This is a genomic window from Citrobacter sp. RHBSTW-00881, assembly GCF_013728515.1.
In the GTDB taxonomy this organism is placed as follows: Bacteria; Pseudomonadota; Gammaproteobacteria; order Enterobacterales; family Enterobacteriaceae; genus Citrobacter; species Citrobacter braakii.
Map to the genome: position 1 here is coordinate 5,104,643 of NZ_CP056269.1, position 22,296 is coordinate 5,126,938.

The 22,296-nt window shown below is 53.8% G+C and carries 20 protein-coding genes; 5 read left to right on the top strand and 15 right to left on the bottom strand.

Going from position 1 to position 22,296, the window contains the following annotated elements; all coding sequences use genetic code 11:
• Nucleotides 1-11: 11 nt before the first annotated feature.
• From ubiB to udp, 5 genes are all read right to left on the bottom strand, one after another.
• Entirely contained in the window at nt 12-1,652 is a 1,641-nt protein-coding gene (ubiB, locus tag HV311_RS24490; RefSeq protein WP_191220562.1) for a ubiquinone biosynthesis regulatory protein kinase UbiB, read from the bottom strand.
• A complete protein-coding gene (gene ubiJ / locus HV311_RS24495) occupies nt 1,649-2,254 on the bottom strand; it encodes a ubiquinone biosynthesis protein UbiJ (protein WP_080860406.1) in 606 nt (201 codons plus the stop codon). Before ubiJ ends, ubiB begins: the two co-directional genes overlap by 4 nt.
• Before the next feature lie 13 nt (nt 2,255-2,267).
• Nucleotides 2,268-3,023 (bottom strand): bifunctional demethylmenaquinone methyltransferase/2-methoxy-6-polyprenyl-1,4-benzoquinol methylase UbiE, encoded by a 756-nt coding sequence (gene ubiE, locus HV311_RS24500; RefSeq protein WP_003017897.1) that lies wholly within the window; start codon nt 3,021-3,023, stop codon nt 2,268-2,270.
• Nucleotides 3,024-3,117: 94 nt separating this feature from the next.
• A complete protein-coding gene (gene rmuC, locus HV311_RS24505) occupies nt 3,118-4,548 on the bottom strand; it encodes a DNA recombination protein RmuC (protein ID WP_019078423.1) in 1,431 nt (476 codons plus the stop codon).
• A 140-nt stretch (nt 4,549-4,688) separates the two neighbouring features.
• Nucleotides 4,689-5,450, bottom strand: coding sequence for a uridine phosphorylase (udp, locus tag HV311_RS24510; protein ID WP_006686084.1), 762 nt, complete (start codon nt 5,448-5,450; stop codon nt 4,689-4,691).
• Between the two features lie 265 nt (nt 5,451-5,715).
• Between udp and HV311_RS24515 the strand changes: the two genes are divergently transcribed.
• Nucleotides 5,716-6,522 (top strand): dienelactone hydrolase family protein, encoded by an 807-nt coding sequence (locus HV311_RS24515; protein ID WP_191220563.1) that lies wholly within the window; start codon nt 5,716-5,718, stop codon nt 6,520-6,522.
• Nucleotides 6,523-6,624: 102 nt separating this feature from the next.
• On the opposite strand, the gene metE is transcribed toward HV311_RS24515, so the two are convergent.
• A complete protein-coding gene (gene metE, locus HV311_RS24520) occupies nt 6,625-8,886 on the bottom strand; it encodes a 5-methyltetrahydropteroyltriglutamate--homocysteine S-methyltransferase (protein WP_047499558.1) in 2,262 nt (753 codons plus the stop codon).
• Between the two features lie 234 nt (nt 8,887-9,120).
• Here metE and metR point away from each other — a divergent pair, with 234 nt between their 5' ends.
• Nucleotides 9,121-10,074 (top strand): HTH-type transcriptional regulator MetR, encoded by a 954-nt coding sequence (metR, locus tag HV311_RS24525; protein WP_191220564.1) that lies wholly within the window; start codon nt 9,121-9,123, stop codon nt 10,072-10,074.
• Here the strand turns inward: metR and HV311_RS24530 are convergent.
• The 3 genes from HV311_RS24530 to pldB all read right to left on the bottom strand — a co-directional run bounded on the left by HV311_RS24530 (nt 9,962) and on the right by pldB (nt 12,774).
• Nucleotides 9,962-10,861, bottom strand: a complete 900-nt coding sequence (locus HV311_RS24530) for a carboxylate/amino acid/amine transporter (protein ID WP_047358745.1) — start codon at nt 10,859-10,861, stop codon at nt 9,962-9,964. The two genes, metR and HV311_RS24530, sit on opposite strands and share 113 nt — an antisense overlap.
• 80 nt (nt 10,862-10,941) lie before the next feature.
• The gene (gene yigL, locus HV311_RS24535) at nt 10,942-11,742 is read right to left on the bottom strand and encodes a sugar/pyridoxal phosphate phosphatase YigL (protein WP_008787091.1); all 801 of its coding nucleotides are present in this window, start codon (nt 11,740-11,742) and stop codon (nt 10,942-10,944) included.
• 15 nt (nt 11,743-11,757) lie between these two features.
• Nucleotides 11,758-12,774, bottom strand: a complete 1,017-nt coding sequence (pldB, locus tag HV311_RS24540; protein ID WP_003017911.1) for a lysophospholipase L2 — start codon at nt 12,772-12,774, stop codon at nt 11,758-11,760.
• Between the two features lie 110 nt (nt 12,775-12,884).
• On the opposite strand from pldB, the gene rhtB reads away from it, so the two are divergent.
• Nucleotides 12,885-13,505: a homoserine/homoserine lactone efflux protein gene (rhtB, locus tag HV311_RS24545; protein ID WP_191220565.1), complete on the top strand. Its 621-nt coding sequence runs from the start codon at nt 12,885-12,887 to the stop codon at nt 13,503-13,505.
• 44 nt (nt 13,506-13,549) lie between these two features.
• Here rhtB and rhtC read toward each other — a convergent pair whose 3' ends face one another.
• From rhtC to pldA, 3 genes are all read right to left on the bottom strand, one after another.
• Nucleotides 13,550-14,170 (bottom strand): threonine export protein RhtC, encoded by a 621-nt coding sequence (gene rhtC, locus HV311_RS24550; protein ID WP_016155134.1) that lies wholly within the window; start codon nt 14,168-14,170, stop codon nt 13,550-13,552.
• A gap of 64 nt (nt 14,171-14,234) precedes the next feature.
• Complete coding sequence (gene recQ, locus HV311_RS24555; protein ID WP_191220566.1) at nt 14,235-16,064, bottom strand: ATP-dependent DNA helicase RecQ; 1,830 nt, start codon at nt 16,062-16,064, stop codon at nt 14,235-14,237.
• 88 nt (nt 16,065-16,152) lie between these two features.
• Nucleotides 16,153-17,022 carry a phospholipase A gene (pldA, locus tag HV311_RS24560; RefSeq protein ID WP_016157849.1) on the bottom strand — a complete coding sequence of 290 codons (870 nt, stop codon included), beginning with the start codon at nt 17,020-17,022 and terminating at the stop codon, nt 16,153-16,155.
• A 165-nt stretch (nt 17,023-17,187) separates the two neighbouring features.
• On the opposite strand from pldA, the gene yigI reads away from it, so the two are divergent.
• A complete protein-coding gene (gene yigI / locus HV311_RS24565; protein WP_003017917.1) occupies nt 17,188-17,655 on the top strand; it encodes an acyl-CoA thioesterase YigI in 468 nt (155 codons plus the stop codon).
• A gap of 51 nt (nt 17,656-17,706) precedes the next feature.
• The gene (rarD, locus tag HV311_RS24570; RefSeq protein ID WP_016155131.1) at nt 17,707-18,600 is read left to right on the top strand and encodes an EamA family transporter RarD; all 894 of its coding nucleotides are present in this window, start codon (nt 17,707-17,709) and stop codon (nt 18,598-18,600) included.
• Nucleotides 18,601-18,641: 41 nt separating this feature from the next.
• Here the strand turns inward: rarD and corA are convergent, their stop codons facing one another.
• The 3 genes from corA to uvrD form a co-directional block, all read right to left on the bottom strand.
• On the bottom strand, nt 18,642-19,592 hold the full coding sequence (gene corA, locus HV311_RS24575; RefSeq protein ID WP_003017920.1) for a magnesium/cobalt transporter CorA: 951 nt from the start codon (nt 19,590-19,592) through the stop codon (nt 18,642-18,644).
• A gap of 154 nt (nt 19,593-19,746) precedes the next feature.
• Entirely contained in the window at nt 19,747-19,803 is a 57-nt protein-coding gene (gene ysgD / locus HV311_RS27905) for a YsgD/CorL family protein (protein WP_212723238.1), read from the bottom strand.
• Between the two features lie 265 nt (nt 19,804-20,068).
• Nucleotides 20,069-22,231, bottom strand: coding sequence for a DNA helicase II (gene uvrD / locus HV311_RS24580; RefSeq protein ID WP_003828957.1), 2,163 nt, complete (start codon nt 22,229-22,231; stop codon nt 20,069-20,071).
• Nucleotides 22,232-22,296: the final 65 nt, after the last annotated feature.

Here is a 22,296-nt window from a genome sequence, read left to right on the forward strand (position 1 = left end):
CGATGAAAAATTCAGCGCATTTTGCGCCAGCCGATCAACCAGGCTAAGACACCGCCGGCCATTAACCAGCCCGGCATAAGCCCCCACTCAGGACGGCTTACCAGCAGGAATGTTCCACTGAGCAATAATGTTGCACCAATGCCCAATAAATAACGGGATTGTCCCTGACGTACATGATTCGCGTGAAGCTCGCGGGCAATCTTATCAACACTGTGCTGTAAATATTTGCCCTGGCGCAAACTGTCATACACCAGTTCAGGTATTTCTGGCATTTTTTCGACCCAGAACGGTGCTTTTTCTTTAAATGCCCTAACAAGCGCCGGAATACCGACCTGATCTTTGATCCAGGATTCGAGGAAAGGCTTGGCCGTTTTCCACAAATCTAACTGCGGGTAGAGCTGTCGTCCGACACCTTCAACGTACAGCAGAGTCTTCTGTAGCAATACCAGTTGAGGCTGAACTTCCATATTGAATCGGCGCGCTGTGTTGAACAGATTTAACAGCACATGGCCAAAGGAAATCTCCGCCAGCGGTTTTTCGAAAATCGGCTCGCACACGGTACGAATGGCAAATTCAAACTCTTCTACGTTGGTATCCGGCGGAACCCAGCCAGAATCCACATGCAGTTCAGCAACTTTACGGTAGTCGCGGTTAAAGAACGCGATGAAGTTTTCAGCAAGATAACGCTTATCTTCTTTGTTTAAAGAACCCACAATCCCACAATCAATACCAATGTATTTCGGGTTTTCGGGATGCTCATAACTCACGAAAATGTTCCCAGGGTGCATATCCGCATGGAAAAAGCTGTCGCGGAATACCTGAGTAAAGAAGACCTGAACACCGCGTTCGGCCAGCAGCTTCATATTGGTGCCGTTCTTCTCAAGCGAGGTGACATCTGAAACGGGAATACCGTAAATGCGCTCCATCACCATCATGTTCTGACTGCAATAGTCAGAGTACACTTCCGGGATGTACAGCATTGGGCTGTCTTCAAAATTACGTCGCAGCTGAATCGCGTTCGCCGACTCGCGCAGCAGATTCAGCTCATCAATCAATGTTTTTTCATATTCACGGACCACTTCTGTTGGTCGCAGGCGGCGGCCGTCTGGCATCAGGCGAGGTACCCAACGAGCAAGCCGGTAGATCAGTTTTAAATCCGCTTTGATTACCGGCAGTATGTCCGGGCGGATAACTTTGATCACCACCTCTTTCCCATTCGATTTCAGTCGCGCGGTGTGAACCTGAGCAATAGACGCGGATGCCAGCGGAGTGATCTCAAAATCATCAAACCATTCTTCGACGGGCAGCCCACCCATCGCCTCTTCGATTTGTTCTTTCGCTCTTTGCCCATCGAATGGGGCTACCCGATCCTGCAATAACGCTAGCTGATCGGCGATGTGCGGCGGGAAAAGATCACGGCGGGTAGAGAGCATTTGCCCGAACTTGATCCACACCGGGCCGAGCTCCTGTAAAGCCAGTCTCAGCCGTTCTCCCAGCGGTTTGTCTTTATGTCGGTTGGGCATCCAGAACAGCGTGTAACGCCACAACCGGAGCGGCAGCGTGATACGCAATTTGGGGATGAGTTCATCAAGACCGTAGCTTAAAAAAGTGCGAATGATGAAATAAAGGCGCCGTACTTCACCTGGCGTCATTTGGCCTCCAGTTTTTCCAGCCGTTTGGCCAGAGATTCGACCGCACGCTCAACGGCTGCCGTTTCTTCTGCAAACCATGCAACCTCAAGCGGACCTGGAGCCATACGCCACTCTTCGGTGATCGCTTCGGCAACATAGCGCTGCTGGCGTTGAATGTTGTGGCACAGGAACTTCGCTCCACCACGCAAAACTTTGCTGACCCCTTCCGCGACGATATCGCCGGTATAAGGTGCTAACAGTTCTGCGGGATCAAACTCCGCCAGATCGGCCAACGCGACAAAATTCTGTACCACCTGGATATCGCCCTGAACCTCCAGCTCACCACTGCGGATAAGCGTGGTGAGTTGCTGCCGGTCGCGTAATTTCGGTAACACGCTGGCATGTGTGATTACGGTGCAATCGGCTTCGCCTTCCCATGCCCCCAGCACATCGACCTGGCGCTCACTAAACACCAGCACTAACGGTGTTGAAAATCCTTTGAGCTCAACACGCAGCACTTTGCTCTGTAAACGCGTTCTGGCTGACTTGAGCGCAGGAGAACGATACAGAAAGGTGTTAAGCAAATTTTCAACGCCGGCGGTCACTAAGGGTTTTAAAGGCATCCCCAATCTCCTGTCAGAACTTGTAACCACGATGCAGCGCCACGACACCTGCCGTCAGGTTGTAGTAATCAACGCTTTCGAACCCGGCATCTTGCATCATTGCTTTTAAGGTGTCCTGATCGGGATGCATGCGGATGGACTCCGCCAAATAGCGATAACTGTCTGCATCGCTTGCCACCATAGAACCAATGCGCGGCAAAACGTGGAAAGAGTATGCGTCGTAGGCTTTGCTCAGCGGTTCGATAATCGGCTTGGAGAACTCTAGCACCAGTAGACGTCCGCCCGGCTTCAACACGCGATACATAGATCGTAATGCTTTATCTTTATCCGTTACGTTGCGCAGACCGAAAGAGATGGTGATGCAGTCAAACGTATTGTCTGGGAAAGGTAATGCTTCCGCATTCGCCTGAACGTACTCAACGTTACCCACGACGCCGATATTACGCAGCTTTTCGCGACCCATTTTGAGCATTGAGTCGTTGATATCCGCCAGCACAACTTTGCCAGTTTCGCCTACCATGCGAGAGAATTTCGCCGTCAGATCGCCCGTACCGCCCGCTAAATCGAGAACGGTTTGCCCGCGACGCACGCCACTGCAGTCAATGGTGAAGCGCTTCCACAAACGATGAATGCCAAATGACATTAAGTCATTCATAACGTCATATTTAGACGCCACAGAATGAAAAACGTGGGCCACCATGTCAGCTTTCTGCTCTTTAGCGACGGTCTGAAAGCCAAAGTGCGTCGTTTCTTGTGAATTATCCACCATCTCAGTGCCTGCTCATCCAAAAAATGTTCAAGAAGTGTAACAGATTGGGCCAATTTGCCCTACCCTTCTGCCCGGTTCAACTACCCCAAACGGACTAGTTTGATTGCTGGTTTACCGCTTCATCATCAGGGTAAGGTTCATCCTGCTGCGTTTCAGGGACCGAACGCAAGCGGTACTCTTCATCCTGCGTAGTGGCTTGTTCAGCCAGTTCAGGATTAATCTCGCGCTTAATTTCCACGCCTAAACTGCGAAACGCTTCTGCCTGCGACAGGACGTTTCCACGGCCTGAAGAGAGTTTTTTCATCGCCTGTCGGTAGTTATCCTGAGCTTTATCCAGGCTTTGGCCAATTGCCGACATATCATCCACAAACAATCGCATCTTGTCATAAAGTTTGCTGGCCCGATCGGCAATCTGTTGCGCATTACGACTCTGATGCTCGTAGCGCCACAAGTTGGCAATCGTGCGCAATGCCACCAACAACGTGGTAGGGCTAACCAGCATAATGTTATTTTTAAGGGCTTCGGTAATCAGTTCAGGCTGTCTATCGAGCGCCAGTAAAAAAGCAGGCTCAACGGGGATAAACATCAGCACATAGTCAAGTGTGCGCAGCCCAGGAAGCTGCTGATAGTCTTTGCGCCCCAGCAGACGGATATGGTTTCGTACCGAGGCGATGTGCTCCTGCAACGCGCTCTCGCGGGTGTATTCATCTTCTGCATTAAAATAGCGTTCATAGGCGACCAGCGTCATTTTCGCGTCGATCACCACATCTTTGCCCTGCGGTAACCGGACGATGACATCTGGCTGCATCCGCGAACGGGCATCGTTCTCAATGCTGACCTGGGTTTCGTATTCATAGCCTTCGCGCAGACCGGAAGCCTCAAGCACCCGCGTGAGTACGACCTCGCCCCAGTTGCCCTGCGTTTTGTTATCGCCTTTTAATGCCCGCGTCAGGTTTACCGCTTCCTGCGCCATCTGCGCGTTCAGTTGCTGCAGATTACGAATTTCGTGCGCCAGAGTATGGCGTTCTTGCGCCTCTTTACCAAAGCTATCCTGAACCTGGCGTCGAAAACCGTCCAGTTGTTCGCGAAGCGGTGTAAGCAGGCTGTTCAGGCTTTGGCGATTTTGCTCGTCTACACGACGGTTGCTGTGCTCGAAAATACGGTTCGCCAGATTTTCAAACTGTTCGCTCAGACGCTGTTCGCTGTTGATCATCTGGCGGATTTTATCTTCCGCATGCTGCTGCGTCGCTTCCAGTCGGGTAGTGACTTCTCGAAGATCGGCTTCCAGAGAGGTGTTGATGCTGTGCAGACTGCGCAATTCGTTATTGAGTAGTTCGCACTCGTCACGCCAGTGGGCTTCCTGTGAGAGCTGCTGGCGGGCGGCGCTTAGCGCAATATCCAGTTCGCGTCGTTCTTCGATGAGGTCGGCACGGATCCGATCGGCATGCGCTTTTGTTGCCAGCCATCCCACCAGCAGCCCTGCGGCTAACGCCAGCACGGCACTCATCATAATTGAAATATCCACAACGCCCCCTTACAGCAACGACTTACCCGCACAAAATAGAATTGTGCTGTATAAACGTCCAGTTTAAAAGGAATTTCCTGCGAGGCACTACGCAAAATAAAAAGGCCGAACGCGTCGGCCTTTTTGAATAGACGGGAGAATTACAGTAAACGACGCGCAGCTTCCACCACGATTTTCACCGCGTGGCTTTCTGTTTGTTTCATCGTTTCCGCATTAGGGATCTCTTGCTGAGTACGGTTCACGATAACCCCCGCGACCATACCAGCACGCAGACCCTGGCTTGCGCACATGGTGAGCAGCGTAGCAGATTCCATTTCGTAGTTCATGACGCCCATAGACTGCCACTCTTCCATTGAGCCTTTGAAACGGCTCACTACGCGACCAGAGAAGGTGTCATAACGCTCCTGGCCCGGATAGAAGGTATCAGAAGACGCGGTAACGCCTACGTGGGTGGTGGCGCCTATAGATTTCGCCGCTTCCACCAGCGCGGTGGTGCACTCGAAGTCCGCGACAGCCGGGAATTCCATTGGCGCGAAGTGCAGGCTTGCACCGTCCAGACGGACAGACGCTGTGGTGACCAGTACATCACCTACATTGATATGTGGCTGGATGGCGCCAGTCGTACCGATACGCAGGAAGGTACGAATGCCCAGCTGTGCCAGTTCTTCTACGGCAATAGAGGTTGACGGACCGCCGATACCGGTAGAGCAAACGATCACGGCTTTACCATCCAGCTCAGCACGCCAGGTAGTGAACTCGCGATGAGATGCCAGCTTAACCGGCTTATCCATCAGCGCGGCGATCTTTTCCACACGCTCCGGGTCGCCAGGGACGATAGCGAGCTGAGCCCCTTGTAAATCGTTCTTAGTGAGGCCGAGATGAAAAACATCAGACTTAGACATAAAAACTCCTCTGTGAATCGGTTTTGTCAGAAGAAGCAAAAACACACTTTACCGAAGGCATGAACATATTTTCGTGACAGTCATCACTATGATGTAAATCAATTGCATTCCATTACCATAAAATAGTGACCCGAATCACATAAATGATGCGATGTAAGGAAGCCCTGCACAAAAGATAGACCGTTTAAGGCAATGTGGTTCGTTGCATGTGTCTATAGTTAACAATGCGCTTTTTGGCTGAATATTTAAGGGTACGGAGAATACCATGACAACACGACAATCTGGCTTTGCACCTGCTGTATCTCCACCGACGTCTACCACGGTTCACACTCCGGATAACGCCATTATCGCCGGTGTAACGTCCATACCTTCACAAGGCGATGATATGCCAGCGTATCACGCACGACCAAAACAGTCCGATGGCCCGCTGCCTGTGGTCATTGTCGTGCAGGAGATTTTTGGCATTCATGAACACATTCGTGACGTTTGCCGCCGTCTGGCTCTGGAAGGGTATCTGGCTATCGCACCAGAGCTCTATTTTCGTGAAGGCGATCCCAATGACTTTGCCGATATCCCCACGTTGCTCAGCAGCCTTGTCGCCAAAGTGCATGACTCTCAGGTATTGGCCGATCTGGATCACGTCGCCAGTTGGGCTTCTCGTAACGGAGGAGATGCCCACCAGTTGATGATCACCGGATTTTGCTGGGGTGGACGCATCACCTGGCTGTATGCAGCTCATAATCCGCAGTTAAAAGCGGCGGTAGCGTGGTATGGCAAACTGGTGGGCGATAAAACCCTCAACTCACCGAAACATCCTGTTGATATCGCGACCGATCTTAACGCCCCCGTTCTGGGACTTTATGGCGGCCAGGACACCAGTATTCCGCAAGATACTGTTGAAACAATGCGTCAGGCGCTGCGCGCCGCCAATGCAAAAGCGGAAATCGTGGTCTATCCCGATGCCGGACATGCGTTTAACGCCGATTATCGTCCGAGCTATCACGAAGAGTCCGCGAAAGATGGCTGGCTGAGAATGCTGGAGTGGTTCACACAATATGGCGGGAAGAAATAAACGTTAATTGCCCGGCGGCGACTACACCTTACCGGGCCTACAACTCTTGCTATTTCCTGTAAGCCGGGTAAGCGCTTGCGCTTCCCGGCCACCGGCACGGAATTACGCCTGACGCAGGTTCTGCGCGGCTTTGACCATGTTCGCCAGCGCGGCGCGGGTTTCCGGCCAGCCGCGCGTTTTCAGGCCGCAGTCCGGGTTGACCCACAGACGCTCGGCCGGAATACGCTGCTCGGCTTTCTTCAGCAGGGCTTCAATCCACTCCACGCTCGGGACGTTCGGCGAGTGAATATCGTATACGCCCGGCCCGATTTCGTTCGGATAGTCGAACTCTTCAAACGATTCCAGCAACTCCATATCAGAGCGTGAAGTCTCAATGGTGATCACGTCCGCGTCCAGCGCCGCAATGGAGTCCATAATGTCGTTGAACTCGCAGTAACACATGTGGGTGTGGATCTGGGTTTCATCCTTCGCCACCGCCGCGTTAATGCGGAAGGCTTCCACGCCCCACTCCAGATACGCCGCCCAGTCGCTGCGGCGCAGTGGCAGACCTTCGCGCAGTGCCGGTTCGTCAATCTGGATAATGCCAATACCCGCCGCTTCCAGATCCGCTACCTCATCACGCAGCGCCAGCGCAATCTGCTTAGCGATGGTTTCACGCGTCACGTCTTCACGCGGGAATGACCAGCAGAGAATGGTCACCGGACCGGTCAACATGCCTTTTACCGGTTTGTCGGTCAGCGACTGGGCATACTTCGCCCACTCCACGGTGATCGCTTCCGGGCGGCTAACATCGCCAATGACCACCGGCGGCTTCACGCAGCGAGAGCCGTAGCTCTGCACCCAACCATTCTGAGTAAAGACGAATCCGTCCAGGTGCTCGCCAAAATATTCCACCATGTCGTTACGTTCGGCTTCACCGTGCACCAGCACGTCGAGCCCCAGACGTTCCTGTTCAACAATCGCCTGTTTGATATGTTCCGCGATACCGGTGCGGTAGTTACCGGCATCCAGGTTGCCCTTTTTGAAGTCCAGACGCAGGCCGCGAATTTCCGTGGTTTGCGGGAATGAGCCGATAGTGGTGGTCGGCCATGCCGGCAGATTAAAGCGGGCACGCTGCGCTTCGGCGCGAACCGGGTAAGCGTTGGCACGTTGGCTGTCCTGGGCGGTGATCGCCGCCAGACGTTTTTCCACTGCGGCGTTGTGTACGCGGGTAGAGTGACGACGAGCCTGGATCGGTGCGCTCCACGCCACAATTGCCGCCGTATCACCGCTGTTCAACGCATCACGCAGCAGCGCCAGCTCGCCGCATTTTTGTAGGGCGAAGGCAAACCAGCTCTTCACTTCTGCATCAAGGCGGGTTTCCACGCTGAGATCGATTGGGCTGTGCAGCAAGGAGCAGGAAGAAGCTACCCACAAGTCACGTTTCCCGACGATATCTTTAATTTGCGCGTATTTTTCGCTGAGATCGGCACGCCAGACGTTGCGACCGTTCACCAGCCCCGCTGACAGCAACCAGTCGGCAGGCAGACGCTTGTGCAGCTCGGCCACATCATCTTTACCGTGCACGAAGTCAACGTGCAGCCCCTGCACCGGCAGCGCGGTAATGGTATCCAGGTTTGGCGTTACGCCTTCGAAGTAGGTGGTCAGCAGCAGCTTTACCTGACCCGTCAGCGCGTCATAAGCCGGTTTGAAGGCGTTCAGCCAAACCTGAGGCAGCTCCAGCACCAGAGCCGGTTCATCAATCTGCACCCACTCAATACCGCGTTTCGCCAGCTCAGCCAGCACCTGCTGGTAAACCGGCAGAATATCGTTCAACAGGCTCAGGCGGTCAAACTGTTCGCCCTTCACTTTCCCCAGCCACAGGTAAGTTACCGGTCCCAGCAGCACAGGTTTCACCTTGTGACCGAGCGCCAACGCTTCATCCACTTCATCTAACAGTTGGGTCCAGGTCAGTTTGAACTGCTGACCTTTGGTAAACTCTGGCACCATGTAGTGATAGTTGGTGTTAAACCATTTGGTCATTTCTGCCGCCGCCGCGGGCTCCCCGGTTGGTGCGCGGCCACGGCCAATGCGGAATAAGGTATCGATATCGACCGAGCCGTCTTTATTTTGATGACGAGCCGGAACGTTGCCGAGCAGCAGGCTGGTGGTCAGCACGTGATCGTACCAGGCAAAATCGCCCACCGGCAGCAGGTCAACGCCCGCCTGCTTCTGCTGATCCCAGTGACGGGCACGCAGCTCGCGGCCAACGGTTAGCAAATCTTCACGGGAAGAATTTCCCGCCCAGTAGCTTTCTTGCGCTTTTTTCAGCTCGCGACGCAGGCCAACGCGAGGGAAACCGAGGGTGTGATTAAGTATTGTCATTTTTCTTCCTCTAATTATATGTAAATCCTATTGATTTTTAATTTAGGGAAGGTGGCAAGTTTATTCATCCCAGGAGCTTACTGAAGTAAGTGACCGGGGTGGAAAAACGCAGCCAACGCACCATAAATTTAAAAGACGAAGGATTTTAGCCATCCAGATGTTTACACATCCATAATTGACAGTTACTGTATATTCCTCAAGCGCAATTTGTTCATGCCGAAGTGAAGGACTTTCATGATCGAGATTAAACACCTGAAAACGCTCCAGGCGTTGCGGAATAGTGGTTCGCTGGCGGCCGCAGCGGCGACGTTGCATCAGACCCAATCCGCCCTCTCTCACCAGTTCAGCGATCTGGAACAGCGCCTTGGCTTTCGACTTTTTATCCGTAAAAGCCAGCCTCTGCGCTTTACGCCGCAAGGCGAAATTTTGCTGCAGTTAGCAAATCAGGTGTTGCCGCAAATTGGTCGTGCGCTGCAGGCCTGCAACGAACCGCAGCAAACCCGGCTGCGGATCGCTATTGAATGCCACAGCTGTATTCAATGGCTGACGCCCGCGCTGGAGAATTTTCGTGCCAACTGGCCGCAGGTGGAGATGGACTTTAAATCCGGCGTGACGTTCGATCCGCAACCAGCGCTACAGCAGGATGAGCTGGATCTGGTGCTGACATCCGACATTCTGCCGCGTAGCGGACTGCACTACTCGCCGATGTTCGATTTTGAAGTCCGCCTGGTACTGGCGCCGGACCATCCGCTGGCCAGCAAGACGCAGATCACGCCGGAGGATTTAGCCAGTGAGACGCTGCTTATTTACCCGGTGCAACGGAGTCGACTGGATGTCTGGCGGCATTTCTTGCAGCCTGCGGGCGTTAGTCCGTCGCTGAAGAGCGTGGATAACACCCTGCTGCTGATTCAGATGGTTGCAGCCAGAATGGGTATTGCAGCTTTACCGCACTGGGTGGTGGAGAGTTTTGAACGCCAGGGCCTGGTGGTGACCAAAACCCTGGGTGATGGATTGTGGAGCCGGCTGTACGCCGCCGTGCGCGATGGCGAGCAGCGACAGCCGGTCACGGAAGCGTTTATTCGCTCAGTGCGGAATCACGCCTGCGATCACCTGCCGTTTGTACGGAGTGCGGAACGACCCACTTTCGATGTACCCACAGTGAAGCCACTATCACAGCCGCACCAATGATGAAGCTTGGCCAGTGAGGCTGTTGATGCCAGATAGCCAGGTTAACCAGCAGCCCGGCCGGCACATGCATATTGTTCATGATGCCCAGCGTCCCCGCATCCACCTGGGTCGCGCCGTAGTTCCACATAAAGTAACCAATGCCGGACGCTGCCACGCCAAGAAAGACCAGAATTCCCCACTGTAGCGTGGTTGCAGGCATTTTCTGCGCATTCCCCAGCATGAACCAGGCCACGACCGCCACCATAAAGGCCCCCATGTAAAACCAGGCAAAGGCGTTGTGCTGCGGCATTGGCCGCGTTTCCATCAGACGCTTGTAGCCCACCATGCCAATAGCAAAGCTGATATTGGACAACTGCACCAGCAGCAGGCCGGTCCAGAAGTGGCTGGTCACCTGATCGTAACGAATGATCCCCGCACCAACCACCGCCAGCAACGCACTGAAGGCGTAGCTCCAGCGCAGACGACGTCCGCTCATCAGGTCATAAATCAGCGTAATGTAGAGCGGCGTCAGCACGGTAAAGAGCAGCAGTTCTGATACCGTCAGGTACAGATAGGCGTGAAAACTCAGCATATACATAATGCCAAGCTGCATGGCGCCCACCAGCATATACAGCGCGATGGTTTTTACGCTATGTCCACGGGTACGTAAAAACGGCAGGAACACCAGCGCCGCCAGCCCAACGCGCACCAGCACCGCAAAATAGCTATCGACATGACCGGCAAGGTACTCGCCAAACAGGCTAAAGGAAAAGGCCCACAGAATTGTGGTAATGATGAGTAACGCCACAATGGATGTCTCTTAACAAAAGGTACGCCCATTGTAGCGAAGTTTTAAGTTGACATCTGGTCAACTAACGAACAAAAACATTACTGCAAAAACAGCTCACGCAGATAATGCGGCACGGCATCGTCGGCATTAAGACCAATGACTTCCAGTTCCGGATGCAGATCCTTCAGGCGCTGGTGAGCATTGCCCATAATGCAGCCTTTACCTGCCATGGAGAGCATTTCCGCATCGTTCATTCCGTCGCCAAAAGCGATGCAATCTTTCAGGCTGTAGCCCATCGCTTTCGCTACCGCTTCAAGCGCATGACCTTTCGATACGCCGCCAGCCATGACTTCCAGGCAGGTAAGCGTAGAGAAACTGACGTTGACGCGGTCGCCCCAGCGGGCGTTAATCGCCTGCTCCAGCGGCAGCAGCCTTTCGTGAGAATCGGTGGTGAAAAACACCTTACTCACGCCTTCCGGCTCCAGTAGCGCAGGTTCAAACAGTGAATAGTTAAACACTGCTTCTTTGAAGAAGCGCATTTCGTCCGGGCGATGGCGGTTCATAAACCACTCATCATCACGATAAACGTTGGTCACGATGTCCGGGTTTGCATTCACTACGCCAAACAGGTCGCTGGCAATGTCGCGATCCAGGTTATGCGAAAACACCAGATTCCCGTCAGAATCATGCACACGCGCGCCGTTGGACGTGATCATGTAGGTTTTAATGCCGAGGTTATCGCGAATTTGCCCCACATCAACATGATGACGGCCAGTCGCAAACACGAAGTTAACGCCACGAGCGGTCAATAACTTCAGCGTCTCTTTGGCATAAGGGGACAGAGTATGGTCGGGAGAAAGCAGCGTACCGTCTAAATCAGACGCAACAACCTGATACATAAGAAAATTAAACCTCTAGGCAAAGCGGGTTCCGCTGGATGAGTTATGCTTGTCGAAAAATTCGACAATAGCGTTAAGCGCGACTGAGCGCATTGCGTCCTTTTCAAAAAGGATCTCATGGTACGCGCCTTTGATGACCAGCGGCTGCCCCCCTTCTACGGGATGACCCGCTGCGGCGCGGAGTTCACAAAAACGATCGTGCATGCGGTTATCTACCACACGCTCTTCTTCGGCCTGAATCAGCAGCGTCGGCGTCGCGTCGTCTCCTGCTCCAGCCAGAACCTGTTCGCCTGCCAGAATACCTTCACGTACCCAGTGGTAGGTGGGGCCGCCAACGCGCAGCCGTGGCTCATCCGCATAGAAGCGTAGATTGCGCCGATAGCGCTGTCGACTATGGGTTAACGCATTCATACCGAATGGCAGCGCCCGCCAGCGCCCGGTCCCCATCGCATAACCTTCGCGGATCCGCGGATGCCCTTCAGCCCAGTCCAGAATGTGGCGTACCATCCAGTCGGGAAAGCGCATCACAATACCAAACATCGGCGCGCAAAGCGCGATGGCATCACACTGATTCGGGTGGCGCTGCAAGAATAACGTGGCTATCGCACCGCCCATTGAATGCGCCAGTATATAGCGCTTTCTCCACGGACCGGGTAGCACTTCCTGCTGCCAGAAGGCGGTTAAATCGTCGACATAGTCATTAAAGTTATCGACATGACCGCGATGCGGGTCCGAAAGCATACGCCCGGAACGCCCCTGGCCACGGTGATCGATAATGAGGACGTCAAAACCAGAATGAAACAGGTCATACGCCAGTTCAGCGTATTTCACGTAGCTTTCAATGCGTCCAGGACAGACGACGATGACGCGATCGTTTTTTTCTGCGTGAAAACGCACAAAATGGACGGGGATATCATCCACGCCCGTAAATTCCGCTTCTTCCCGCTGACGCCAGAAATCTGTCAGTGGCCCCATGGAAAAAGCAGCAAACGCGTTTTCTCTTGTTTCCCAGTCTTTTTGCTGCTGAAACATCGGGTATCCAGCCTCGCTGACCAAGTAAAATCGTTTTTTTCGCCGTCGCTGACACAACCTAACGGCAGTAGCGTATTGTGGCATAAAAATAGACAATCCGGGAGTTTCTCATGACCTTTGAATGGTGGTTCGCCTACCTGTTGACCTCTATTATTTTGAGCTTGTCTCCAGGCTCTGGCGCAATCAACACCATGACCACCGCCATCAGTCACGGTTATCGCGGCGCCAGCGCGTCGATTGCTGGTTTGCAGACCGGACTTGGCATTCATATCGTTCTGGTTGGCGTAGGACTGGGAACGCTATTTTCACGTTCGGTTATCGCATTTGAGGTGCTGAAGTGGGCGGGGGCGGCCTATCTGATTTGGCTGGGTATTCAGCAATGGCGGGCGGCAGGTGCTATCGATCTAAACACCATGGCGAATACGCAATCGCGCAGCCGCCTGTTCAAACGCGCGGTCTTTGTTAATCTGACCAACCCCAAGAGCATCGTTTTCCTTGCCGCCCTGTTCCCGCAGTTTATCCTGCCACAGGAACCGCAGTTAATGCAGTATGTGGTGCTTGGCGTCACGACCATCGTGGTCGATATCATTGTGATGCTCGGTTACGCGACGCTGGCCACGCGCATTGCTGGCTGGATTAAAGGGCCAAAGCAAATGAAAGCGTTAAACAAAGTGTTTGGCTCGCTGTTTATGCTGATAGGCGCCTTGTTAGCCTCGGCACGGCATGCCTGATGAAGGTGCCGGAGGCGCTTGCGCTTATCCGGCCCGGAAGGAACTTAGCGCGAAATAATCAGGTGGATACCGAAGCCCGCAAACAGCGCACCGGCAAAACCATCAATCCACTTCGCCAGACGCTGATAGCCACGACGCATTTTCGGCAGTGCAAACAGGCTGGCGACTACGGTAAACCACGCCAGCGTTTCCACGATGATCAGGGCAAAGATCCCCCAGCGTGCGCCCGTTCCCACGTTATCGCCAACAAACAATGAGAACACGGAGCCAAAATAGATAATGGCTTTAGGGTTCGCCAGGTTGGTCAGCAGCCCCTTCAAAAAGCTGCGTCCGCTCTGCGCCAGCTCAACCTGCGGAGTGGGAGTCGCAACATCCTGTTTTTTAAACGCGCCGCGTAGCATCTGATATCCCATCCAGCACAGATACAGCCCCCCGCCCACCATAATAATGGTGTGCAGCCAGGCCATTTTTTCGATAATCAGATGTAGGCCGAGCAGCGCTACGCCAGCCCAGACCATGACGCCACAGGTAATACCCAGCACGCCCATCATAGCTTCTTTGCGCGAACGGCTAACCGCTGTTTGAGAAACAAAGAAAAAGTCGGGACCAGGGCTCATCAGCGCAACGATATGCACCAACGCAACGGTGAAAAATAGCGTTAACATAAAAATGACTCGCGGGGGAAATAGTTCAGTGAGTCACCATCCTGGCACTTTTTTGCCTGGCTGACTACTCTTCGTCGTCACCATCAACGTGCGCGCGAATAAGCGCCATAAACTCTTTGCCAAAACGCTCAAGTTTACGCATCCCCACGCCATTAACGCTCAGCATTTCGCTCGGTGAAACCGGCATCTGCTCAGCCATTTCAATCAGCGTGGCATCGTTGAACACCACATACGGCGGGATATTCTCTTCATCAGCAATGGCTTTACGCAGCTTCCGCAATTTGGCGAACAGTTTGCGATCGTAGTTGCCACCGAAGGATTTCTGCATCGCTCGCGGTTTCAGCGCCACAATACGCGGTACCGCAAGCTGTAGCACAACATCACCACGCAGTACCGGACGCGCGGCTTCGGTTAGCTGTAACGCGGAGTGATGAGCAATATTCTGCGTCACCAGCCCAAGATGAATAAGCTGGCGGATAACGCTTACCCAATGTTCGTGGCTTTGCTCACGACCAATGCCATAGACAGGCAGCTTGTCATGGGCCAGCTCGCGAATTCGCTGGTTATTCGCTCCGCGCAGAACCTCCACGACATAACCCATACCAAAGCGTTGATTAACACGGTAGATAGTCGACAGCGCTTTGCGCGCATCCATGAGTCCGTCGTACTGTTTTGGCGGGTCGAGACAGATGTCGCAGTTACCACACGGCTCCTGACGCCCCTCGCCAAAATAGTTCAACAGCACCAGACGACGACAGGTTTGCGCCTCGGCAAACGCCCCCATCGCATTGAGCTTATGCCGTTCGATATCCAGCAGTTGTCCGGCGGGTTTCTCTTCGAGGCAACGGCGCAGCCATGCCATATCAGCCGGATCGTAAAACAGCATTGCTTCCGCAGGCAGGCCGTCACGCCCGGCGCGGCCGGTTTCCTGGTAATAGGACTCGATGTTGCGCGGAATATCGAAATGCACCACGAAGCGTACGTTGGGTTTGTTGATTCCCATGCCAAACGCCACGGTCGCTACGACGATTTGCAGGTCATCACGCTGGAATTTCTCCTGCACTTCTGCACGTACAGCGTTTTCCAGCCCGGCATGATAAGCCCCGGCGCTAATGCCTCGGCTTTGCAGACGCGCGGCGGTGTCTTCTACTTTAGCGCGACTGTTACAGTAGATAATACCGGACTTACCGCGCTGCTCTTGCACGTAGCGCATCAGTTGATCGAGCGGCTTAAACTTCTCCATCAACATGTAGCGAATATTCGGGCGATCAAAGCTGCTGATCTGAATTAACGGGTCGTTGAGCCCCAGCAGACGCACAATATCCAGCCGGGTTGTCTCGTCCGCGGTCGCGGTCAGCGCGACAAACGGCAGAGTTGGGAAACGCTGACGCAACTGCCCCAGCGCGGCGTATTCCGGGCGGAAATCATGCCCCCACTGCGAAATACAGTGCGCTTCATCAACCGCCAGCAGCACCGGGTTCCAGTGCGCCAGATTTTCAAGGAAGTTATCCAGCATCAGGCGTTCGGGCGCAATGTACAGTAAGCGAATCTGCCCGCTACGACAGCCTGCCATCACCTCAAGCTGCTGCTCACGACTTTGGGTGGAGTTCAGACACGCGGCCGCCACGCCGTTGGCAAGCAGTTGATCGACCTGATCTTTCATCAGAGAAATCAGCGGAGAAACAACAACGGTGAGGCCGTTAAGCAATAATGCGGGAATTTGATAGCACAGGGATTTTCCGCCACCGGTCGGCATAACGACCAGGCAGTCGCGACCAGCGATCACGGTATCAATGATTTCTTCCTGACCAGGGCGAAACTGTTGGTAGCCAAAGGTTTCCTGCAAAACCTGTTTAGCGCCCATTTCCAGATTCAACACTTCCGCCTGCGCCACATTAACCCCATTAGCCTGAAATAAAAACAGGCGCTATTTTCAGCGCCTGAGAGAGAAACTGCAATGATTAAAATACTCTCAATACCTGTCAGAAGATATCGTTAAGCATTACACCCACGCCAACACGGGTCTGATTGAAGTTGTAGTCAATCAGTGATTCGCCGTAGCCGCTGTAGACCTGGGTATAAAGACGCACATGCTTGGTAATGGGATAACTGGCCCCCAGCTCTGCGCCGCCGTAGCCGGTATTCCAGTTGTACTGGCCTTTCACACTGATCACCGCGTCACCCAGGTGATAACCCATTTTCAACTGATAGTAGCCCATATATTTGGTGATATCAGGGTTATCGTCAGTGCTGCCGATAACGTACCACGGCTTAACTTCCACCAGCCAGTTACCGTTTTCAGCCATCAGCCGGGTGTAAAGGCGGTTCCAGCTACGTGAGGTGGGGTCGGATCGACCATTGGAGTCATGGTTATAGCCCATTTCGACATCGCGGAGCGTCCAACCGGCAAAACGATAGTCGGTGGCGAAACCGAGGAACAATTGCGGTTCATAGTTGGTTTCGCGAAACGGCGCAGACTCTTCACTGTTCGAAAGCTGCCACCAGGACTTCTGGGTATAGGAACCGCCGAGTACCGAGTTCGGGCCTAATATTCCGCGCCAGAGCGGAAACGCCAGGCTTAGCTGAAACTTAACCTCATCTTTGCGCGCATTTTCGGACCAGCTATAGCTGCTGATCGCCTCTTTGTTCATGTCGCTGGTATTGGTGTAGATGAGATAGTTGGTCTCATAAGGATAAAGCGTGAAAGGGTTGTCATGCTCCTGCAGCATGTTGGCGATGATACTGCCGCGAACCGCCGGTGCATCATGAATCTCTTTCACTGTCGCTTCCTGCGCATACGCGGTCAACGGCAGCATGACTGCTGGTAGTAACCATCCCAGAATCGCCCGCATCGGTAATGTTCTCCTGAACCAAAATATTGATGAATTGTATAATTATCTGGCAAGTATTCTACATACTTAGCGAGTTCCTCGTTAGTTATCCCGTCCTAAAGTAGAAAACAACAAATAATAAGCATAATATCAACATTTTATTAACTATTGAGATGTAGGGATTGTATGTCTGCCGTACTTACTGCTGAGGAAGCGCTGAAGTTAGTGGGTGAAATGTTTGTCTATCACATGCCGTTTAACCGGGCGCTGGGTCTGGAGCTTGAACGCTATGAGAAAGAATTTGCGCAATTAGCCTTTAATAATCAACCGATGATGGTCGGCAACTGGGCGCAAAGCATTCTGCATGGCGGCGTGATCGCGTCGGCGCTGGACGTTGCCGCCGGGCTGGTGTGCGTTGGCAGTACGCTGACCCGCCATGAGACGATCAGCGAGGACGAACTGCGTCAGAGAATGTCACGCATGGGAACAATCGATTTGCGCGTCGATTACCTGCGCCCAGGGAGAGGAAATCGCTTTACCGCCACCAGCAGCCTGCTGCGGGCGGGGAATAAAGTCGCCGTTGCGCGCGTGGAACTGCATAACGAAGAACAGCTTTATATTGCCAGCGCAACCGCCACTTATATGGTGGGGTAAGTGCTCAAAAAAAGGTAAACTGCTGTTACATTTCTGAAATGAGTTTTCCCGATGGATGCTAAACAAACGCGGCAGGGCGTGTTACTCGCTCTTGCTGCTTATTTTATTTGGGGTATCGCTCCTGCCTACTTCAAGCTGATTTACTATGTCCCGGCGGATGAGATCCTGACGCACCGCGTCATCTGGTCATTTTTCTTTATGGTGGTACTGATGAGCATCAGCCGCCAGTGGTCAGGCATCAAAACGCTGCTACAAACGCCAAAGAAGATCTTCCTGCTGGCGCTCTCTGCAGTGCTCATCGGTGGAAACTGGCTGCTGTTCATTTGGGCGGTCAATAATCATCATATGCTGGAAGCCAGCCTGGGCTATTTTATTAACCCGCTGGTGAATATTGTGCTGGGAATGCTTTTCCTCGGCGAGCGCTTTCGTCGCATGCAGTGGCTGGCGGTACTGTTAGCCGCCTGCGGCGTACTGGTACAGCTGTGGACCTTCGGATCGCTGCCAATCATCGCGTTGGGCCTGGCGTTCAGTTTTGCTTTCTATGGTCTGGTACGCAAGAAGATTGCCGTCGAAGCACAAACCGGCATGCTGATCGAAACCCTGTGGCTTTTACCCGTTGCGGCCATCTATCTGTTTGGCATTGCGGACAGCCCAACCAGCCATATGGGGCAAAACCCCATGTCGCTCAATCTGCTGCTGATTGCTGCAGGTGTCGTGACCACCATTCCGCTGCTGTGCTTTACCGGCGCGGCGACCCGCCTGCGTCTGTCCACGCTGGGTTTCTTCCAGTATATCGGACCCACGCTAATGTTCCTGCTGGCCGTCACTTTCTACGGTGAAGTTCCGGGAGCGGATAAAATGGTCACGTTTGCGTTTATCTGGGTGGCGCTGGCAGTTTTCGTGATGGATGCGATTTATACGCAACGACGGGTACGTCGGAGCTGAAGAAGTGCCGGATAAGGCGTAACCGCCATCCGGCACAGCCATTACAGCCAGTTCTTGCGCTTAAAGTACAGATACGGTGCCAGACCCGCGAGCATCATAAAGACAATCGCCCCTGGGTAACCGAAGCTCCAGTGCAGTTCCGGCATGAACTCAAAGTTCATCCCGTAGCTGGAAGCCACCAGCGTCGGCGGCAGGAACACCACAGAGACCACCGAGAAGATCTTGATGATGCGGTTCTGCTCGATATTGATAAAGCCCATCGCCGCCTGCATCAGGAAGTTAACTTTCTGGAACAGTGATTCGTTGTGCGGCAGCAGGGATTCGATATCGCGCAGAATCTCGCGCGCCTGTTCCAGCTGACTCCCCGGCAAACGCGCTTTACGCACCAGGAAGTTCAGTGCGCGCTGGGTATCCATCAGACACAGGCGGACCTTCCAGCCAATATCTTCCAGTTCCGCCAGCGTCGAAAGCGCTTCGTCATATTCATCACCCTGACGCCCTTCCATGATCACACGGCTGAGTTTTTCCAGGTCGCTGTAGATATTTTCGATCTCATCCGCCAACTGTTCAATTTTAGTTTCGAACAGGTCGAGCAGCAGCTCGTAAGCGTTGCCATCCACCATCGCCTGATTACGCGCACGCATGCGGTACAGGCGAAATGCCGGCAGCTCGCGCTCGCGCAGAGTAAACAGGCGACCTTCGCGAATGGTAAATGCGACGGTTGAGTTACCCGCGTGATCGTCGGCATCTTCATAGAAGAAGAAGGAGTGAATGTGCAGACCGTCTTCGTCTTCAAAAAAACGCGCAGATGCTTCGATGTCTTCCAGTTCAGGGCGCGTAGCCAGATTCTGGCCCAAGTCCTTTTGCACACGGTTTCGTTCTTCGTCATCCGGCTCGACTAAATCGACCCAAACCGAACTGGCCAGGTGCTCGATTTCGTCTGCCTCAAGGCGAGTTAAACGATTGTTTTCCAGTTGAAATGCGCTCAGCATGACCGGGACTCCCAATGCAAAAAATTATCGGACAGTTCGGAGGGCACACAGAAACAAATTGGGTTTCAGACCATTAAACAGCCTGACTCAGCGCGACGGGAAAAAACAGAAGGTCGCTGACAACCGCGAAGGCTATCAGCAAAAAGGGATAGCCTTAGGAGTTGATCCTGGATGACAGGATAATGAGCCAGTATCTACTGGGTGTGTCCAAGGCGAATGTCCTCTTAGCGTAATCGTGCGCGCATGTTACGCCAGCAAAATTTTGACGTCAACACGCAACAGATGGCGAAAAAGTAATAATTTCCCCTTATACAAAAAGGTTAGCAGAGGGGAATTATTTATCTATGATTTCAGAATATTAACCGACAGATAGCGGGATGGCGGCTTCGCCTTGTCCGGCCTGGAAATCAAAATGTTACCCGGTCTGTTGGCCGGATAAGACGCGCCAGCGTCGCCATCCGGCAAAGCCAAACCGATCAAACCGTTTCCAGTCTGGCGTAGGCTGCAACCAGCCATTTGATCCCTTGCCCCTGGAACGCGACCTGCAAACGACTGTGCTCGCCGCTTCCTTCCAGATTAACGATGGTGCCCTCACCAAACTTAGCGTGGCGCACGCGCTGGCCGAGCTTGTAGCCGGTATCATTTTCCGCCATTGGCGTGCCCATCCGCTGATGGCTCACCGGTCGGCTAACCGTGGCGCGCAGGCGAACCTCTTCAACGCACGCTTCCGGCAGTTCGCCGATAAAGCGCGACGGACGGTGGTAAACCTCTTTGCCGTACAGACGACGCGTTTCGGCGTAGGTCAGCGTCAGCTTTTGCATCGCGCGAGTCACGCCTACGTAAGCCAGGCGGCGCTCTTCTTCGAGGCGCCCACCTTCGTCCAGCGACATCTGGCTGGGGAACATGCCTTCTTCCATACCCACGATAAATACCTGGGGGAACTCCAGACCTTTCGCCGAGTGCAGCGTCATCAGTTGTACCGCATCCTGCCAGGTATCCGCCTGCCCTTCGCCTGCTTCCAGCGCGGCGTGTGACAGGAACGCCTGTAGCGGCATTAAGTCTTCGTCTTCTTCGTTGTAGCTGAACTGGCGCGTTGCCGTCACCAGTTCGTCTAAGTTTTCGATACGCGTCTGACCCTTCTCGCCTTTTTCCTGCTCGTACATCATGCGCAGGCCGGAGTCTTTAATCACCCGGTCAGTCTGCACGTGCAGCGGCATATCGGCGGTCTCCTGCGCCAGCGCATCGATCAGCTCCATAAAACGCTGTAAGGCGCTGGCGGCGCGACCCGCGAGGGCTTTTTCCTGCAACAGCTCACGACAGGCCTGCCACAACGTAAGCTGGCGGTCACGGGAGGTCTGACGCACGACATCTAATGTACGATCGCCAATCCCGCGGGTTGGCGTATTCACCACGCGTTCGAATGCAGCGTCGTCATTGCGGTTAGCGATCAGGCGAAGGTAGGAGAGCGCATCTTTGATTTCCTGGCGTTCGAAGAAGCGCATCCCACCATAGATACGGTACGGCATGCTGGCTTGTAACAACGCCTCTTCCAGCACGCGCGACTGGGCGTTACTGCGATACAGAATGGCGCACTGTTCCAGCGCACCGCCATTGTCCTGCCAGGTTTTGATACGATTGACCACAAAACGCGCTTCATCGAGTTCGTTGAACGCGCAGTACAGTGAAATTGGTTCGCCGTCGACGCCATCGGTCCACAGCTTTTTACCCAAACGCCCGTTGTTGTTTTCAATCAGGGCGTTGGCCGCGCTGAGGATGTTGTTGGTCGAGCGGTAGTTCTGCTCCAGGCGAATGGTTTCTGCGCCCGGGAAATCCGTGAGGAAGCGCTGGATGTTTTCCACTTGCGCCCCGCGCCAGCCGTAGATCGACTGGTCATCATCGCCAACGATCATCACTTTGCCGGTATCGCCCGCCAGCAGGCGGATCCAGGCGTACTGAATGTTGTTGGTATCCTGGAATTCGTCCACCAGGATATTGGTAAAGCGTTCGCGGTAGTGCTGCAGGATATGCGGCTTGTTGAGCCACAGTTCATGGGCGCGCAGCAACAGCTCGGCAAAATCCACCAGCCCCGCGCGGTCACACGCTTCCTGATAGGCCTGATACACTTTCTGCCAGGTTTGCTCTACCGGGTTGCCATAGCTCTGCAGATGGTGCGGGCGCAGCCCTTCGTCTTTCTGGCTATTGATAAACCACATCGCCTGACGCGGCGGCCACTGCTTCTCATCAAGATTCATCGCCTTGATCAAACGCTTGAGCAAACGCAATTGGTCTTCGCTGTCGAGGATCTGGAAATCCTGCGGCAGGTTCGCATCCATATGGTGCGCGCGCAGCAGACGGTGCGCCAAACCGTGGAATGTACCCACCCACATACCGCCCTGGCTGGTTCCCATGATCTGGCCAATACGGTGGCGCATTTCCGCCGCCGCTTTGTTGGTAAAGGTCACCGCCATAATGGAGTATGGCGAGTTGTTCTCTACCGTCAGTAACCAGGCGATACGGTGCACCAGCACGCGAGTTTTACCACTCCCCGCGCCGGCCAAAACCAGCATGTTGCTGCGTGGCGCGGCCACCGCTTCACGCTGTTTATCATTAAGGCTGTCGAGCAGGTAAGAAACGTCCATTGGCACCGCCGCGTAAAAGTAGGTAAGGCGGATAAGCGTAGCGCCATCCGCCAAAAAGCTGGGTA

Coding starts and splice junctions, on each gene's coding strand:
- pldA (WP_016157849.1), bottom strand. CDS start 17,022: ATGCGGGCGATTCTGGGATGGTTACTACCAGCAGTCATGCTGCCGTTG.
- rhtC (WP_016155134.1), bottom strand. CDS start 14,170: ATGTTAACGCTATTTTTCACCGTTGCGTTGGTGCATATCGTTGCGCTG.
- metR (WP_191220564.1), top strand. CDS start 9,121: ATGATCGAGATTAAACACCTGAAAACGCTCCAGGCGTTGCGGAATAGT.
- corA (WP_003017920.1), bottom strand. CDS start 19,592: ATGCTGAGCGCATTTCAACTGGAAAACAATCGTTTAACTCGCCTTGAG.
- pldB (WP_003017911.1), bottom strand. CDS start 12,774: ATGTTTCAGCAGCAAAAAGACTGGGAAACAAGAGAAAACGCGTTTGCT.
- HV311_RS24515 (WP_191220563.1), top strand. CDS start 5,716: ATGACAACACGACAATCTGGCTTTGCACCTGCTGTATCTCCACCGACG.
- rarD (WP_016155131.1), top strand. CDS start 17,707: ATGGATGCTAAACAAACGCGGCAGGGCGTGTTACTCGCTCTTGCTGCT.
- metE (WP_047499558.1), bottom strand. CDS start 8,886: ATGACAATACTTAATCACACCCTCGGTTTCCCTCGCGTTGGCCTGCGT.
- udp (WP_006686084.1), bottom strand. CDS start 5,450: ATGTCTAAGTCTGATGTTTTTCATCTCGGCCTCACTAAGAACGATTTA.
- rhtB (WP_191220565.1), top strand. CDS start 12,885: ATGACCTTTGAATGGTGGTTCGCCTACCTGTTGACCTCTATTATTTTG.
- ubiB (WP_191220562.1), bottom strand. CDS start 1,652: ATGACGCCAGGTGAAGTACGGCGCCTTTATTTCATCATTCGCACTTTT.
- yigL (WP_008787091.1), bottom strand. CDS start 11,742: ATGTATCAGGTTGTTGCGTCTGATTTAGACGGTACGCTGCTTTCTCCC.
- ubiE (WP_003017897.1), bottom strand. CDS start 3,023: ATGGTGGATAATTCACAAGAAACGACGCACTTTGGCTTTCAGACCGTC.
- yigI (WP_003017917.1), top strand. CDS start 17,188: ATGTCTGCCGTACTTACTGCTGAGGAAGCGCTGAAGTTAGTGGGTGAA.
- uvrD (WP_003828957.1), bottom strand. CDS start 22,231: ATGGACGTTTCTTACCTGCTCGACAGCCTTAATGATAAACAGCGTGAA.
- ubiJ (WP_080860406.1), bottom strand. CDS start 2,254: ATGCCTTTAAAACCCTTAGTGACCGCCGGCGTTGAAAATTTGCTTAAC.